This window comes from Psychrobacter proteolyticus, from assembly GCF_038155145.1.
Lineage (GTDB): Bacteria > Pseudomonadota > Gammaproteobacteria > Pseudomonadales > Moraxellaceae > Psychrobacter > Psychrobacter proteolyticus_B.
On sequence record NZ_JBAKAY010000005.1, the window covers coordinates 179457 to 196289 of the forward strand.

15 protein-coding genes are annotated in these 16833 nt (G+C 42.2%); 11 read left to right on the forward strand and 4 right to left on the reverse strand.

What is annotated here, in order from left to right:
* On the forward strand, window positions 1-498 hold the full coding sequence (locus tag V6252_RS08095; RefSeq protein WP_341610022.1) for a DNA polymerase III subunit chi: 498 nt from the start codon (window positions 1-3) through the stop codon (window positions 496-498).
* Between the two features lie 293 nt (window positions 499-791).
* Window positions 792-1994, forward strand: a complete 1203-nt coding sequence (gene sstT / locus V6252_RS08100; protein ID WP_290178215.1) for a serine/threonine transporter SstT — start codon at window positions 792-794, stop codon at window positions 1992-1994.
* A gap of 81 nt (window positions 1995-2075) precedes the next feature.
* On the opposite strand, the gene V6252_RS08105 is transcribed toward sstT, so the two are convergent.
* The gene (locus tag V6252_RS08105) at window positions 2076-2399 is read right to left on the reverse strand and encodes a chaperone modulator CbpM (RefSeq protein WP_341610023.1); all 324 of its coding nucleotides are present in this window, start codon (window positions 2397-2399) and stop codon (window positions 2076-2078) included.
* 100 nt (window positions 2400-2499) lie between these two features.
* Window positions 2500-3522, reverse strand: coding sequence for a DnaJ C-terminal domain-containing protein (locus V6252_RS08110; protein ID WP_341610024.1), 1023 nt, complete (start codon window positions 3520-3522; stop codon window positions 2500-2502).
* A gap of 684 nt (window positions 3523-4206) precedes the next feature.
* Here V6252_RS08110 and V6252_RS08115 point away from each other — a divergent pair.
* Window positions 4207-4569 (forward strand): septal ring lytic transglycosylase RlpA family protein, encoded by a 363-nt coding sequence (locus V6252_RS08115; protein ID WP_057757673.1) that lies wholly within the window; start codon window positions 4207-4209, stop codon window positions 4567-4569.
* A 72-nt stretch (window positions 4570-4641) separates the two neighbouring features.
* Here the strand turns inward: V6252_RS08115 and V6252_RS08120 are convergent, their stop codons facing one another.
* A complete protein-coding gene (locus V6252_RS08120; RefSeq protein ID WP_341610025.1) occupies window positions 4642-6663 on the reverse strand; it encodes an ATP-binding cassette domain-containing protein in 2022 nt (673 codons plus the stop codon).
* A gap of 660 nt (window positions 6664-7323) precedes the next feature.
* Here V6252_RS08120 and erpA point away from each other — a divergent pair.
* The 8 genes from erpA to V6252_RS08160 all read left to right on the forward strand — a co-directional run bounded on the left by erpA (window position 7324) and on the right by V6252_RS08160 (window position 15799).
* Window positions 7324-7704: an iron-sulfur cluster insertion protein ErpA gene (erpA, locus tag V6252_RS08125; protein WP_057757666.1), complete on the forward strand. Its 381-nt coding sequence runs from the start codon at window positions 7324-7326 to the stop codon at window positions 7702-7704.
* Between the two features lie 353 nt (window positions 7705-8057).
* Window positions 8058-9632, forward strand: a complete 1575-nt coding sequence (gshA, locus tag V6252_RS08130; protein ID WP_341610026.1) for a glutamate--cysteine ligase — start codon at window positions 8058-8060, stop codon at window positions 9630-9632.
* A gap of 105 nt (window positions 9633-9737) precedes the next feature.
* A complete protein-coding gene (locus V6252_RS08135) occupies window positions 9738-10250 on the forward strand; it encodes a disulfide bond formation protein B (RefSeq protein ID WP_341610027.1) in 513 nt (170 codons plus the stop codon).
* 442 nt (window positions 10251-10692) lie between these two features.
* Entirely contained in the window at window positions 10693-11331 is a 639-nt protein-coding gene (locus tag V6252_RS08140) for a copper resistance protein NlpE N-terminal domain-containing protein (RefSeq protein ID WP_341610028.1), read from the forward strand.
* Window positions 11332-11592: 261 nt separating this feature from the next.
* A complete protein-coding gene (gene mpl, locus V6252_RS08145; protein ID WP_341610029.1) occupies window positions 11593-13074 on the forward strand; it encodes a UDP-N-acetylmuramate:L-alanyl-gamma-D-glutamyl-meso-diaminopimelate ligase in 1482 nt (493 codons plus the stop codon).
* Between the two features lie 359 nt (window positions 13075-13433).
* The gene (locus tag V6252_RS08150) at window positions 13434-13688 is read left to right on the forward strand and encodes a GlsB/YeaQ/YmgE family stress response membrane protein (RefSeq protein ID WP_057757652.1); all 255 of its coding nucleotides are present in this window, start codon (window positions 13434-13436) and stop codon (window positions 13686-13688) included.
* Between the two features lie 233 nt (window positions 13689-13921).
* The gene (gene def / locus V6252_RS08155; protein WP_057757649.1) at window positions 13922-14476 is read left to right on the forward strand and encodes a peptide deformylase; all 555 of its coding nucleotides are present in this window, start codon (window positions 13922-13924) and stop codon (window positions 14474-14476) included.
* A 147-nt stretch (window positions 14477-14623) separates the two neighbouring features.
* On the forward strand, window positions 14624-15799 hold the full coding sequence (locus V6252_RS08160) for a type III PLP-dependent enzyme (RefSeq protein ID WP_341610095.1): 1176 nt from the start codon (window positions 14624-14626) through the stop codon (window positions 15797-15799).
* A gap of 78 nt (window positions 15800-15877) precedes the next feature.
* Here V6252_RS08160 and V6252_RS08165 read toward each other — a convergent pair whose 3' ends face one another.
* Window positions 15878-16807 (reverse strand): hypothetical protein, encoded by a 930-nt coding sequence (locus V6252_RS08165; protein ID WP_341610030.1) that lies wholly within the window; start codon window positions 16805-16807, stop codon window positions 15878-15880.
* Between the last annotated feature and the right edge of the window lie 26 nt (window positions 16808-16833).

Sequence of the window (16833 nt, forward strand, 5' to 3'; positions counted from 1 at the left end):
ATGAAAATTAGTTTTTATGTATTAAGTGAGAGTAAGGCCCAAGATTTCTTGGGCTTTATTTGTCAGCTGACTCAGACGGCGCTTAATAAAAGCGCTCAGTCTTTGCTGATTTTAATTGAAGATGAGACATTACTATCAAATCTAGATACGGCACTTTGGTCACAGTACTCCACGAGTTTTATACCACATCAATGTCTTTCTGATACTGGTAATAAAAGTACCAATGATAGAGGTACTGATGATAGCAACATCAACATCGTTACTCATAAATCATTAGCGCCTGTAATGCTAGGCAATCATATGCCAGTAGATTTTAATGGTATCGTGCTCAATACGACAACACGTCCCGTCAACGATTTTATGGCTGCTACTAATAATTCAAAACCCTCTCGAGTCCTTGAGCTGATCCGACCTGATGCTACAAGTACACAAGAAGGTCGCAATAAATATAAAGCCTACCAGCAATTAGGTTACGATTTGACCCACTTTAAAGTATAGCTTTGCCGTTTATTTCCCTCTTACCTTTTACAACGAAATCTCTTCCTACCTTATATATTACTGCCTATATCGCTACTTTTGCCTCCTATAAATGAGGTATTTTGAGTAGCTAGCCCTTGCCTATAAGTGCTGCATTCTTTTTATACTAGTTGTATGACTCTACTACCACTCGGTTTGCACGCAACAGCTACTGCTATGAGCGGTATGCGAATATGTCAAAAAATGCTACCATCCTTCGATAAATTTTCTGTTGTGACAATTCACTTACTTTTAACGGACTTGAGGGTGTACAGATGCGTTCATTGATTGCGATGTACCAGCGTATAGGGCTGGTGCCGCTCATTATTATTGGCTTGGTGCTAGGGGTATTGATTGGTTGGCTGGCGCCAAGTGTCGGCACCGCCATAGGGTTGCTTGGTACACTCTTTGTCGGTGCACTAAAAGCAGTCGCTCCCATCCTAGTATTTATTCTGGTTATGGCAGCCATTAGTCAACATCGTAGTGGTAATGAAGTCTACGTAAAGCCGGTGCTTATCATGTACATGTTTGGCACTTTTTTGGCAGCACTAACGGCAGTCGGTGCCAGCTTTTTATTCCCGACTGAGCTGGTTTTGATCAACGCCGATATCGCACAGGTACCACCTGCCGACCTAAAAGAAGTCTTGACGAACTTGCTCATGAACTTGGTCGCCAATCCGATCAATGCAATCGCTGAAGCCAACTACATTGGTATCTTAGCATGGGCAATTATTATCGGTTTTGCACTGCGCCAAGCCAGTGATACTGCTCGTAATGTTGTCGGTGATTTCGCTGATGCCATCTCACAAGTGGTTAAATGGATTATTGCTTTAGCCCCATTTGGTATCTTGGGCCTAGTCGCTAGCACGGTTGCTGAGACAGGCTTTGCTTCTTTGGCAGGCTACGCGCGTATCTTAATGGTATTAATCAGCTGTATGTTATTCATTGCGTTGGTTGCCAATCCGCTTATCGTTCTTATTAAAACTGGCAAGAACCCTTATCCACTCGTGTTCAGATGTCTGCGCGAATCAGGAATTACTGCCTTCTTCACACGTAGTTCAGCAGCCAATATTCCAGTCAACATGAACCTTGCTCGTAAGCTTGGATTGCATGAAGACACTTATTCGGTGACCATTCCACTAGGTGCCACTATCAATATGGCTGGTGCTGCGATTACCATTAATGTCTTAACGCTTGCTGCTGCTCACACGTTGGGTATCGAAGTGACGTTTGCATCAGCGCTGCTACTCAGTCTGGTTGCTACGATTAGTGCTTGCGGTGCTTCTGGTGTTGCTGGTGGTTCATTACTATTGATTCCACTCGCTGCTAGCTTATTTAGCATTCCAAATGATATCGCGATGCAAGTGGTTGCGATTGGCTTTATCATCGGTGTGATTCAGGATTCAGCTGAGACTGCCTTGAACTCTTCTACTGATGTATTATTTACAGCAGCAGCTGACCCTACTTATTCGCGTTAATTTTTGCTGAAGTGTTTTATATAGACATAAAAAAAGGGCCTTTAAAGGGCCCTTTTTTTACGCGTTATCTTGATTGTTAGTTTACTTTAGATTATCTATATCGACTTCGATGACTGGTGTTTGCTGTTCTATTTGACGTTTAAGTTGGCGCAGTTGCTCAACTTCATCTAACAGCTCAAGTATCAACCCAATTGCTGGTACGCTGGCTTCAAAGTCACGACTTAATCGCGATGCACGGCGCACTGTCGTCAGCTGATAACCAGTGAATTGCTCACGCTCTGGTACATCATATTCAATGACGTTTTCTTCGATTAATTCGATGACCCATTGGCGCTCTTGGCCACAGGCAGAGACCAGTTCATCTAAGCTCATGATGATGTCTGTAAATTCAGTCGAGTGGTTCATAGCTATTATCCTCGTTTTCTCTTTATTTCATCGGTATCGTGTTCATCTCTGCTATTCGTTTATCACTTCAGTAATAAGTAATGGTTGTTCATAATCTTGTTTAACGACTAATATTGGTATCAGCAAAGGCTTGTTTTAGCTGCTCATAAGCCTGTATCGACGCATCGTTACTGACATCAGGATTGACGATATTTAAAGTTAGATACAAATCACCTGCTTGCTTGGCAGGGATACCTTTGCCTTTAAGACGTAAATTGCTGCCGGACTTGCTGTTCTTAGGAATGGTCACACCAAGCGTACCCGCTGGCGTACTGACGTTGATTTTTTCGCCCAGTGCCGCTTCCCACGGTGCAATATTCACGGTTTGATAAACGTCTGCGCCTTCTATACGAATATTGGCATCATGACGAATTTTAACCTTCAAAAACAAATCGCCATTTTTGCCATTACTGCTACCAGCAGCACCTTGCCCTGCTAAACGAATTTGCTTACCGTCAGTGATACCTTTAGGGATTTTTATCTTAAGGGTTTTGTTATCGTAGTCGACATTACCATTGGGCTGACGAACAGGGACGTTTAGCTTAATACTATAGTCGTCGCCACTATAGACTGAAGACAAATCAACGGTAATCTCGGCATGCTGATCCTGACCTTTGCTATCTTGCGTCCCAAAGCCACCAAATTGATCGAAACCGCTGCTTTGAGAGCGACTGCCCGTTTGTCCACCAGTTGACCCACGTGCGCCGCGACCAAATGCTGAAAAAATGTCATCGAAGCGAAAACCACCATCACCAAAGACCTCACCGTCACCAAACTGATCTTTGATATCTTCCCAGCGAAAACCACCTTGACCCGTGCCAGCTTGCCCATTGCCACCAAAACCACTTGATCTACTTTGACCAGCAAACGGATTATTGAGCATAGCGTCATATTCAGCACGCTTTTCTTTATCTCTGATCGTTTCGTAAGCGTTGTTTATTTCTGCAATTTTATTATCAGCGTCTGGATGATCACTGACATCGGGATGGTATTGACGAACGAGCTTGCGGTATTTTTTTTTGATATCAGCGTCTGAGGCGTCTTTTTTGACCCCTAAAATGTCATAGTAGTTTTTCTCTGCCATGTTATTTTCCCCAAAATAAAAACATATTAGTGGTATCAGTCTGCCAATTTCAAACGATACGATATAAATAGCTACTAGATTCTGCTATAGCAATTTTTGTAGCCTACTTATTATCATAGCAATAATTACAACAAACACCGTTATATAAATATTACCAGTAATGATGCCAAGCGATATCTACAATACTCTCTAATGTAGGTAAGCGAACACCTTTACCTTAAGTTAGATTTCTTAAAAATTTAGCATCATCAACTTTCTATTGGCACTGCAATAATATCAAACCTTCTCTTTTTACAAAATAGTAAGAATATAGCAAGGTTTTTTTACATTATATTATCTATTTCTATTTAAGCTTTCATAACGATAATTATGCTATATCGATAGATTTGGTCTTTATATATTACCTATTTATATTGCGTTATTGGCTTTCCAGTATTTTGTCGGCTTCTTTATGAGAATCACTCTTTATAAGTCTATTTTTAGTACCTACGTCATCATTATTTTTGCTAAAAAATAGCTATTTTTCCTTAAAAAACAGCTATTTGACCTCATGATTTTTTTACACGGCAGTAATAATATGACAAGCTAGCTCTTGTAGAATCCCCTATTATTCATACTCATAGGGAGTATAGATAACGTAGGCAAGAGCATCTGTCTATTTTATTAATTGCTTAAAGGTATTAAATGTCTTATTTAATCAAGTCTTTGGTTGTCACTTTATCGCTATTACTTAGCACCACAGTTTTTGCAGCCAATACCAGTTATTATGGTAGTAAGTTTCATGGCAAGCGCACAGCGAGTGGCAGTATCTTCAACATGAACTCTTTAACCGCTGCACATCGCACGTTACCGTTCGGCACGAAGGTACAAGTAACCAATCAAAAGACAAAGCAGAGCGTCGTTGTAAAAATCACGGACAGAGGACCTTTTATTAGAGGTCGTATCCTTGATTTATCAAAAGCCGCTGCTGGTGAAATAAACTGTCAGCTTTGTACGACCACGATGGAAATACTGTCGTACGGCGATGGCAAATATCGTAAGGAATAATGTAATAAAAAAGGGATGGCTTATGCCATCCCTTTTTCATGTCTGCCTATATAACTAACTATCTATAACGCTTTATGCGAACTTAGCTTCCATCTCTTCTAAAGTCGTCATTGATAGTAGTAATTTTTCTTCATTATCACTATGTTGCTGCTGTAGCGCTGTTTGCTCATTGAGTAATACAAGTAAGTCAGACTTACGGCTCTCTTCGTACAGCTCCGTATCAGCCAGTTTTTCTTCCAGCGTCACGAGCTGCTTATCAATCTTAGCCAATGTTTTTTCTGTTTCTTCTATCTCGCGGCGGATAGGTGCTGTCATTTTACGCTGTTCAGCGGCTAGTTTACGCTGCTCTTCTTTACTAAGCGCAGGCGTCGCAGCTTTACTGTTTGATGAGTTATCAGATGCTTTATTATTTAATTGGCTATTATCTGTTTCACGTGAAACAAACTTCTTACTCTCTTTTTTACTTTTTTTCTTACCGGTATTCTTATCTGATGCGTTCTCTTGCTTGCGCTTCTCTGCTAGCCATTTACCATAGTCACCAATGTCGCCATCGAACTCTTCGATAATGCCATCGTGTACCAGATACAGCTCATCACAGACATTGGCAATCAACTCTCGATCATGCGAGACCAGTACCACTGCACCTTTGAAACCTTGTAAGGCGATAGTCAATGCTTGACGCATTTGTAAATCTAAATGGTTGGTTGGCTCATCGAGTACAAGGACATTTGGACGTTGCCAAACGATCAGTGCCAAGGTCAAACGCGCGCGCTCGCCACCTGAGAATAGCTCACTTGGTGTATCAATACGCTCACCGCGGAAGTCAAAGCTACCCAAGAACGAGCGCAGCATCGCATCAGAGGTTTTACCTGCCAGGCGACGTAGCATTTCTATAGGCGTTGCTTTGGCATCTAGGATATCCATTTGATGCTGATTGAAATAGCCAAGCTTTAAGGTATCCGAAACACGATACTTTCCTGTTAGTACGCCAAGCTCACCGACTAATGCTTTAATCAGCGTTGATTTACCAGCGCCGTTCATACCCAATAAGCCAAGACGGGTGTCAGGGGTTACCTGTACATTGGCATTGTGTAGAAGCGGTGTCTCACTATAGCCAATATCTGCGTTGGTCAGCTCAATCAGCGGTGAGCTCATGTTTGCAGGCTCGTAGAACTGGAACGAGAAAGGATTGTCAGCCATCATTGGTGACAGTTCTGCCATACGCTCTAACTGCTTAATACGGCTCTGTGCTTGCTTAGCTTTACTGGCTTTAGCACGGAAACGACGAATGAAGTCATCCAAGTGAGCCTTGGTCGCTTCTTGCTTTTCAAACGCTTGCTGCTGCTGCGCCATACGCTCGTGACGGGTACGAATAAACTGCTGATAGTTACCAGTATAAAGAGTGATTTTTTGTTGCTCTACATGTAGGATATGACCGACTGTCGCGTCCAAAAACGCTTGGTCATGAGAAATGACAATGACCAGACCCATATAGGCATTGATCCATGTCTCAAGCCATAAGATAGCGTCCAAGTCCAAATGGTTGGTTGGCTCATCGAGTAACATCAAGTCAGCACGGCTCATCAAGGTTTTGGCGAGGTTTAAGCGCATACGCCAACCACCAGAAAACCCTTCTACTGGCAGCTCATGCTGGCTAGTTTTAAAACCAAGACCTGCCATAATTTGTGCCGCTTTAGTCGGCGTACGATATCCGTCGATTTCATCGAACTGCTGGTGCAACACACCAATTTGCTCATCACTGACACTGCTCAAATCATTTAGCGCAGCATTAATTTCATACCACTGCTCATCACCGCTCAATACATAATCGATTGCAGACTGCGTTGTAGCACCAACTTCCTGCGCCATATGCGCCACATGCCAGCTATCAGGAATACTGACTTCACCTTTATCAAGGGTGACCTCTGTATCGCCTGTACCCATCTGCGTCAGTAACAGCGCAAATAAAGTAGATTTGCCTGTGCCGTTGTTGCCCGTCAGTCCAACTTTGTGACCTGGATGGAGCTGAAAGCTTGCACCTGCAAACAATTCACGACCATCACGGCGAACACCAACGTCTTTAAATTCGATCATATAATTTCTTCATCTCAACAATAATATAGATATAGGGCAATAAGAAACACACATAGGGTATGCCAACTGGCGGCTATTATTTCAAACGCTTGCCCCATAGGCAAACAATTAAATAACTATTTCAAAACTAAGTATTTATTACGCTAAGCACCTTAAGTTGCACAAGCGACTCTTGAGCTCATACATGGTTGTTACTATTATAAAGGTTATGGCCGTAAAATACCGTAATATGACTAATAAGCTTTAAGACTGCCTAATATTACTAAGTAGTGTTTTATATAATCACACCCTATTATTTTTAGTCTGGTTATTGGTTTAGCCCATTGACGCAGTTATTTTAAAAAACTTAATATCAAAATTAGACCACTGCTATTTATTAGTAAAATTCAGTAGTTGCATCACTCTTGACAAACGAATCCGCACCCCCATTATGATATACTGCTAAAAGATAAGTGCCCACCATCAATAGAGCCAATAAAGTGTTGTGGTGGCACAAATACTATTTTGAAATTGTACAAACAGCTTATAATGCACCAATAGCTTTGCCATAATGACAGCACCCAATTAAATCAAACGCCGTGCGTATCTTTATTTGCAAGTACCATCTTGCAAACCCAAACAGGACGACGACCGCATTTGATCCTAGCAACTGAGGTAGATATGAACGAATCAGCCAACCAATTTAGTCCAAGCTCAAGCCAGCCAGTAGACCCAACCGTATTAAGCCTAACCGACAGTGCGGCGCAAAAAGTACGCCGTCTACGCGAAGAAGAAGGCGATAGCGATCTTATGTTACGTGTCTATGTGACAGGTGGCGGTTGTTCTGGTTTCTCTTACGGGTTTAACTTTGCCAACGATCTAAACGAAGACGATGCCAATTTTGATAATGGTGATGTGACGTTAGTCGTCGATTCGCTAAGCTATCAATACTTGCAAGGCTCTACCGTTGACTATACCGAAGGTCTGGAAGGGGCACGTTTTGTTGTGACCAATCCAAATGCCACCACCACGTGCGGCTGCGGTTCATCATTCTCTATATAAGCTAAATAGACGCGGTCGCGCTATGGTTATTAAGATAATGCGATAGTGTGCCAATACTATGTCAAATGGCTTGTAGGCATAATGAACAAAGCATCTATCTCTCAGGTAGATGCTTTTTTTATCAAACTGTCTGGCCAGAATAACACTATATTCGAGATGAATTTGTATTAAAAACAGGGTCAAAATCCTCACAAATCGCTTTGCCTAAAGCTTATCGTATTTGTAATTGTCCGTGGTTTTCAAGACAGCTTTGAGCTAAACTGACGGAATTATTGACCTAACATTTACCTATTTTATGGACAAACGCTTATCGTGTTTTGATCCGCCATAATAAATAACAATAGATGACTATTATGAGTAATTTTGCGAGTAGCTTTGTTAATTTCGAGATCCCTAATTGGTTTGATAGCCAACACTTAACGGGTATGCTCCGCGGTATTGAAAAAGAGGGCCTGCGCGTAAAGCCTGATGGTTTCTTGGCACAGACCCCGCATCCAGCCAAACTTGGATCAAAACTTACCCATCCTTTTATTACTACCGATTACTCAGAAAGTCTGCTTGAGCTCATCACTGAACCAAAATCCTCACCAAAAGAGACCCTCAATATGCTGCGCCAATTGCACGTATTGGTCTATCAGGGCATACCTGAAGGTGAGCTGATGTGGCCATTATCGATGCCTTGTATGTTGTCTTCTAAAGATGAAGATATTCCACTAGCTGATTACGGTAGCTCTAATACGGGTAAGCTAAAAACCCTATATCGTAGTGGACTTGGTATTCGCTATGGTCGCCGTATGCAGACGATTGCTGGTCTACATTACAACTTGTCTTTTGGTGATACGTTGTTTGAGACTTGGCAAGCCAAAACGCCCACCGCACAAAGCCAAACGTTGACAGAGTTCAAAAACGAAAAATACCTAGGATTGATTCGTAACTTTAAGCGTCTGACCAGCCTTGTCTTATATTTACTGGGTGCCAGTCCAAGCGTATGTCCTTGTTTCTTGGCAGGGCGTGAGCACGATTTAGAATTGCTCAATGATTCGACCTATTACAAACCTGCTGCGACTAGCCTGCGTATGGGTAAGCTTGGCTATACCAATAGCGTGCAAGAGCAGCTTGATATCCGTTATAACTATTTGCCAGAGTATGTCGATGGTCTACGCCGTGCCATCCAAACACCGCACGAAAGCTTTGCTAAGCTTGGCCTAGAAGACGAAGATGGCAACCCGATCCAAATTAACAATCATATTTTACAAATAGAAAACGAGTACTACAGCCCTATTCGTCCTAAACAAATCGCAATGAGCGGTGAAACACCAACCGAAGCGCTTGAGCGTCGCGGTATCGCCTATGTCGAGTTCCGTGCTATCGATCTTGACCCATACAGTGACGTAGGTATTCGCCTCTCTAGTGCTTGCTTCTTGGAGGTGATGGCGCTGTATTGTCTGTTTAGTGACTCACCAGACTTGCTACCTGAAGAAGAAGACACGCTCGCTATCAATCTTGAGCGTGTGGTCAATGAAGGTCGCCGTGATGACTTGCATATTATCAATAATGGCCAAGAGCAGTCATTCGAAAGCTGGATGCTCACTCATTTAGAGCGTATGCAGCCGCTTGCTGCATTGCTTGATGCTCACTACGGTGGTAATGACTACCGTGCGGCTGTAGCATTGATGCAGGGCAAAGCAGGACACTCTGAGTCGACTATCTCTGCACAAGTGAATTCTGACAGCAAACGCTTAGGCAGCTTATGGCAGCTTGGATTTACGTTGGCTCAGCAGCATCGCGAGTCTTTATTACAGCAGACACTTAGTCCAAATACTCAAGCTAAATACGAAGTATTGGCAGAAAAATCTATCTTGCAGCAAGCTGAGATTGAGCAGTCTGAAACAGAAGACTTTATGGAATTTTTACAGCAGTATCGTTAAGTTGCTAGTTATTAATTGCTAAGTACTGACTGTGAAGTTTTGACTGCTTAATCTGGATTGCTACCCTACACCTATTATAGATAAACCCATAAGAGTAACCGCACAATGCGACAACTAACCACTTACCGTAACCTGCAAGTATTTTTGGTGATAATGGCCATCATAGGCATGAGTTTTGCGCTGTTTTATTTACAGCGTCATCTAGGGCTTTCGCCTTGCCCGCTCTGTATCTTTCAGCGTGTTGGTCTAATCGTCATGGGCGGATTTGCCCTGATATCAGCGTTGTTTAATCCTAAATCTAAAGTGATAAGACTATTGCTATGGCTTGGTAGTCTATTAGGTATCGGCTGGGCAACTGCAGTAGCAGCACGCCATGTATGGTTACAACACTTGCCTGCTGACCAAGTACCTTCTTGTGGTCCAGGACTGAACTATTGGCTTGATACCCTCCCTATCTTACAAGTATTCGAAGAAGTATTTGCAGGATCTGGCGAATGTGCCTCTGTTGATTGGACGTTTATGGGATTAAGTATCCCTGAGCAGTCGTTGATTCTATTTAGTGTACTGCTGATCGTACATGTTTTGATATTAATACGTATCGTAAAGTCTGCTAATTAGTATCTTATAACTCAATAAAACGTTAGGTTTCTTTCCTACTTCTGCTTTTAAAACAGACATTGCTATCTTCGATACAATGTCTGTTTTTCTATCTACTATTAACCCGCCCTTACAACCCATATTAGCGTTACCAACAGGTATCGCTAATGTCAACTTATGCCTTTTAGATATAAGGCCAACAACAAAAAGCCCACAGAGATATTTTCAAGCCTTTGATATCTTTAGTCAGCTTACCTTATAAACGGATCAGCATTAGATATTTGTCGCTTTCTACTCATAAGCTATCTGTATTTTGAATATAAGATAATGCTATCAAGTTCTTAATTTATATTATTACTACGCGCCTATGCCTTATTATCCTTACCTTTGACAATGGCTTTACGTTGTCGATAGTATAGATGAGCTTGAAAAATACTTGTTAAAAACTGTTTTTGGTATGACCATGATATATTTTGCTCCCGTTCGCTCTACCACGCTTGCTATCGTAAAACGGTGGCGTCCTTCGTTACTTGTAGCGTCACTATGCGTGCTACTCGTAGGCTGTGATAGTGCCTCGTCCAATACCGATAAAGACATGGTATCTACGTTCGCGTCGACTGGTTCTGAGTCGCAGGATGCTTCACAATCATTGCAAGATGACAATGCTAAAAATGCTGAGCTAGTGAATGATGATGAGACAGGCGAAATGGTGGAAGGGCAATCATTAATTGCTGCTGCTCAGTCAAATAAAGATACCTATGCAGACAGCTCTATGGAGCGATCAGAAGCAAAAAGCAGTATGCTGCAAGCGACATTGATGGGTGATTATGGCGGTATGGTCTCTTGTACAGATTGCGACAGTATCGACGTTACATTGAACTTATTCGCTGATGGGTCCGTACTAAAAGCAAGTTATTATCATAATCCTGAAAAACCAAAAACACCCCTACTCGAATCGGGTATCTATCGACAAGACAATGATAAAATCACTATTGTCTATGAAGGAAAAAACATCGAGACCTATCATATCCAAGACAATCACTTGATACGGATCGATGAGCACGATAATTTAGAGGATGACTATACGTTATCACGAAAATAAAAGCGTCATCATGCTGACTGTTAGTTGGCGTATCGCTGCATACTAAAATAACCAAATTACATTAGCTACTTAGCGCCTACTTGTTAGGCGTTTTTTATTGGTCATCGAACAGGGTTTACTTTACAATGATTGCTTGTTTGCCCAGCTGATATATTGGTCGTTGTTTATCAGAGTGGTTATTTTTACTGATGACAGCTAGGCACTACACATTTTATTTTATCAGATCTCTACTCTTTTCATTCAAGCGCGTACGGAACGTCTATGCATATTCATATCCTTGGTATTTGTGGTACTTTTATGGGCTCACTGGCATTGCTAGCACGTGCGCTTGGGCATACGGTCACGGGTTCAGATGCTAATGTCTATCCTCCTATGTCCACTCAACTCGAAAATGCTGGCGTGACTATCGAAGAAGGCTATCTGGTAGAGCACTTGCAACCAACGCCAGACTTAGTGGTCGTTGGGAACGCGATGAAGCGTGGTATGGATGTGATTGAGTATATGCTAGATAAGGGCTTACGCTATACCTCAGGTCCGCAGTTCTTATCTGAGCAAGTATTGCAGTCACGCCACGTAATCGCTGTTGCAGGTACGCATGGTAAAACTACAACAACGACTATGCTTGCATGGATATTACATTATGCTGGTATTGATGCAGGGTTTTTGATTGGCGGGGTACCATTGGTTGATACGACTGACGAGCATTTGCAGCAAGTGTTTGCACATAGCAGCTATTTGGGTGCTGATAAAAGCGATAATGATAAAGCTGGTTACTTTGTGATTGAAGCAGACGAGTACGATTCTGCCTTCTTTGATAAGCGCTCAAAGTTCGTTCACTATCGTCCGCGTACTGCTATTTTGAATAACCTTGAATTTGATCATGCAGATATTTTTGCAGATCTCAATGCAATACAAACTCAGTTCCACCATATGGTGCGTATGATTCCAAGCACTGGCAAAATTATTATGCCAGCCGCGACCATTAGTCTAGAAGATACGCTAGCGAAAGGGGTTTGGACACCTATCTGGCGTACTGCCGTCATCGACTCTACTTTAGATGATACCAGCGAAAACGCGCGTGCTCTAAAAGATAGTAGCGACTTGCAGGCTGAGCTGATCCAAGAAGATGGTAGTAAGTTTAAAGTCAGTTTTGCCACTGATAAAAAGGCAACTGCTGTCGTAAACTGGTCAATGAGCGGTATCCATAACGTCAATAACGCATTAGTTGCTGTGGCTGCTGCCTATGATGTTGGCGTCAGTGTTGAGACTGCCTGTGCTGCTTTATCAGATTTCGCTGGTATCAAGCGCCGGATGGAGCTGATTGGCGACGTCAATAACATCTTAGTCTTTGATGATTTTGCCCATCATCCAACGGCTATTACGACCACATTAGATGGTGCCAAAAAGAAGCTAGCTGATAGACGTATTTGGGCTATCATTGAGCCGCGTAGTAACACCATGAAAATGGGTATTCATCAAGACAGCTTGGCTCAGTCAGCGGCGCTTGCTGACTACACATTATGGTACGAGCCTACTGGTTTGGAATGGGGCTTAAAAGAAGTCATTGAACAGGCCAAGGCTACTAGCGACGCTATCGGCAACCAACAAGTGTTATCAAGCATTGACGCTATTATTGAGCATATCAGCAGTCATGCTAAAGCAGGTGATGCGATTGTGGTCATGTCAAATGGCGGTTTTGAAGGGATTCATCAGCGTTTATTAACCGCATTGCATAACGGCTAACGCTTTTAGCTAAGATAAAGAAGCAGCTCTTATAAAGAAATAACTCTTCTTATTCTCCTCTATACAAACGCAGTTCATCTAATAGATGGCTGCGTTTTTTATTTCTAGTATTTATATAACTTCATTTATGTGAGTTCAGCACTACAGGTACCACGTTGATAAACGCTGTTAGCACCACTGCTACCTTTGTAACCTTTCGTTTACTTATTGCCCTTACTCGATAGCAAATCGGACTTTTTCCTCACATAGCCCCTACAGTAGTAACATTTTATGCTTACTTTTGCGTCCGAGGAGTGTTTACAATAGATTTATCAAAACTTGTAACACATTATAAATATTAATAATATTAGGAGAATAACATGAGCTTTATTTGGATGATTATTGTAGGTTTAGTCGCAGGTCTATTAGCACGTGCTATCAAACCAGGTAACGACCCTATGGGTTGGATTATGACTATCGTATTGGGTATCGTTGGTGCAATGCTAGGTGGTTTTCTAGCTGGCCTAATCGGTATTAATGCTGATGGTGGTTTCACTGGTCTTATATTCTCAGTGATCGGTGCAATTATCCTACTGTTCCTATATGAAATGATTGTAAATAAACGCCGTGCATAATTAGTCATAAGCCATGCATATTTTGGTCATAAATGATTACTAGCTAATTAAAATGCTATATAAACAAAGCCTTGCGTTAAGCAGGGCTTTTTTATGCCATTTATCATCAAAATTCAGTCTTTCTATATACATATAGCATCATATGACTGCGAAAGTATTGATAAGCATTACTTTTGTCCCCATTTATCTTATAATATTAACCCTATTTTGTCCTTATCATTGAGGTGAGCGTTATGGCACTACTCCCTATCTTAAGTTACCCAGATCCTCGCTTGCGTACTATCGCCAAGCCTGTCAAGGAAGTGACTGCTGAAATCAAAACCTTAATCGCAGACATGATCGAGACGATGTATGATGCTCAAGGTATCGGGCTTGCAGCCAGTCAAGTGGATCATCATATTCAGCTTATCGTGATGGATTTGTCTGAAGACAAAAGCTCTCCTAGAGTTTTTATCAATCCAAAAGTCACCCCACTGGTAGAAGAAAAGCAACCGTATGAAGAAGGCTGCTTATCTGTACCTGATGTCTATGACAAAGTCGAACGTCCTAATAAGGTCCGTATCGAAGCGTTAGACGGTAACGGTGAGGTCATCGACGAAGTAGTCGAAGGACTGCTTGCTGTTTGTATCCAGCATGAAATGGATCACCTAAATGGCGTAATCTTCGTTGACTACTTGTCTCGTCTTAAACAGACTCGTGCTCGTGATAAAGTCCGCAAAGTTCTTAAAATACGTGAAAAGCAAGAAGCTCAATCAGCAGAAAAACAGACACAAGCCGTCAATTCTTAAAGCGCTACTCTTTATTCTTATCTTTTTTATTTCGTCTTTATCCTTCACATAGTTACGTCTACAGTGAGTGTTAATATTTAGCATTCACTGTTTGGCGATAATTTTTCTAACCGATACAGTTTCCACAAAAGGTTTACTACTATGACAATGATCAAAATTGACCAATATTTTGAACCTGCCAGCTGGCAGAAATTTACCAAGGCTGCTGAAGGTCGCGAAACGCCTTTCTTAGTAGTTGACCTTAGTCGTATCGAAACTAAGTACCATGAGATGGTAAGCCTGTTTCCTAATGCAAAACTGCATTATGCAATGAAAGCTAGCCCTGCAGTGGAAGTAATCGATCTACTAGCAAACCTTGGTTCAAACTTTGACTGTGCCTCTATTTATGAGCTTGATCGCGTGCTTGGTTGCGGCGTTGATCCATCTCGTATCTCGTATGGCAACACCATCAAAAAAGCTGAGCATGTTAAATATGCCTTTGAAAAAGGCATCGATCTATATGCGACTGATTCAGAAGCGGATCTAAAAAACATTGCCAAACACGCTCCAGGCTCTAAAATATTTGTTCGTATCTTGGTGCAAGGATCAGAGACAGCAGAATGGCCATTGTCACGTAAGTTTGGTTGCCATCCTAATATGGCCATCGACCTACTGGTTCAAGCACGCGAGCTGGGCTTGGTGCCTTATGGTATCTCATTCCACGTTGGTAGCCAGCAAAAAGACGTCGCTGCATGGGATGATGCATTAGCCAAAGTTAAATATATGTTTGACTGGATGAAGAACGAAGAAGGCATCAAGCTACAAATGATCAATCTAGGTGGCGGCTTCCCAACCAACTACATCAGCGAAGTCAATCCTATTAAGGTCTATGCAGAAGAGATTACCAGCTATTTGACTGATGATTATAATGATGATGAGATGCCTGAGATTATTTTAGAACCAGGCCGTTCACTCGTTGGTGGTTCAGGTGTCTTGGTTAGTGATGTGGTACTGATCTCTCGTAAGTCAGATACCGATTTGACTCGTTGGGTATATACCGACGTTGGTCTATTCCAAGGCTTAATCGAAACGCTAGGCGAAGCTATCAAGTACCCTGTCTATACGCCTAAGATGGAAACGTCTACCAGCGAGGGTACTGTGGTATTGGCAGGCCCAACCTGTGATTCAACCGATATCATGTATGAAGAAGCGGGTTATCAGCTACCAGAAGAGCTTGAGATTGGTGATAAAATCTACTGGCTGACCACTGGTGCTTATACCAACTCTTACTCATCGGTAGAGTTCAATGGTTTCCCACCGCTCGAAGTGGTTTATATTGACTAGTACTTAATACTATTCCACAAAAAAGCGCGGCACGGTTAATACCCGTATCGCGCTTTTTTGTGCTTGACAATTTAATGACTATTCAACTCTTAAAGAAATAGGCACGCTATTATTGGTATTACGGCTACTGTTACTAGTGCTATTGGTTGAGTTTTGTGAAATCTGTCCAATTGTCACCCACTGTCCACGCGGCACGATAATCGTACTGTTCAATCTTTGACCTCGAATAGCATTGCTAGCACTGCCAGTAGAATTGTCAGTAGAACTCATTTGATTATAAGGTGAATTCGGCTGCACTAAGCTTTCTTCCACTTGGGAAAGTTGTACTTCCACCTGCCCGCTAGGCAACAGTCTTGGTGTGATAGCAATCCCTTGTGTCATTGGCAGTAGTATTTGCTGCTGAATCACGATCTGTGGTTTGAAGTTATCGTTAGCTGAACGATGATAAGTTGAATAGTTATTAGCATTGTAGGTTTGAGTTAGCGAGTAGATCGTACCTGTGCTGATACTCGCCGCACTGCCAGATAGTGTTTGTACTTGATATAGATTATTACCCTGCTGCTGGCTGCTACGCTGACTAATGACCCCTGCACCTTGAATACCGCGATTGGTGATAATGACTTGACCCTGCTGAATACTACCTTGCCCGCTACTACTATTGCCAACACGTACAGCGACCGTCAATGCCTGTGGCTGACGGTCAATTTGAGACAACAACTGCTGTACCGCCTCATAATTGCGTGCCGTCGTCCGCAGTACCAATTTATCTTGATACGTAGTCACCGTACCACCGTCTGCGCTACTATTTAATTGCTGCCTTACTGCAGGTAGTAGGCTAGCCCCGCCATAAGTATGGATAACATAGGTTTGAGAGGTGCTGGCTTGTACGGTAATTGGTAGAACCGCTAGACTCAGTGCACCAACAGACAGACATACACGGCTCGTAAGGTTGATGGTACAAATAGCACTAATCATTTTATGTCTAACATAACGTTTGATACTATTCATACCCGCTCCCTTGCTGCTATTAAGTC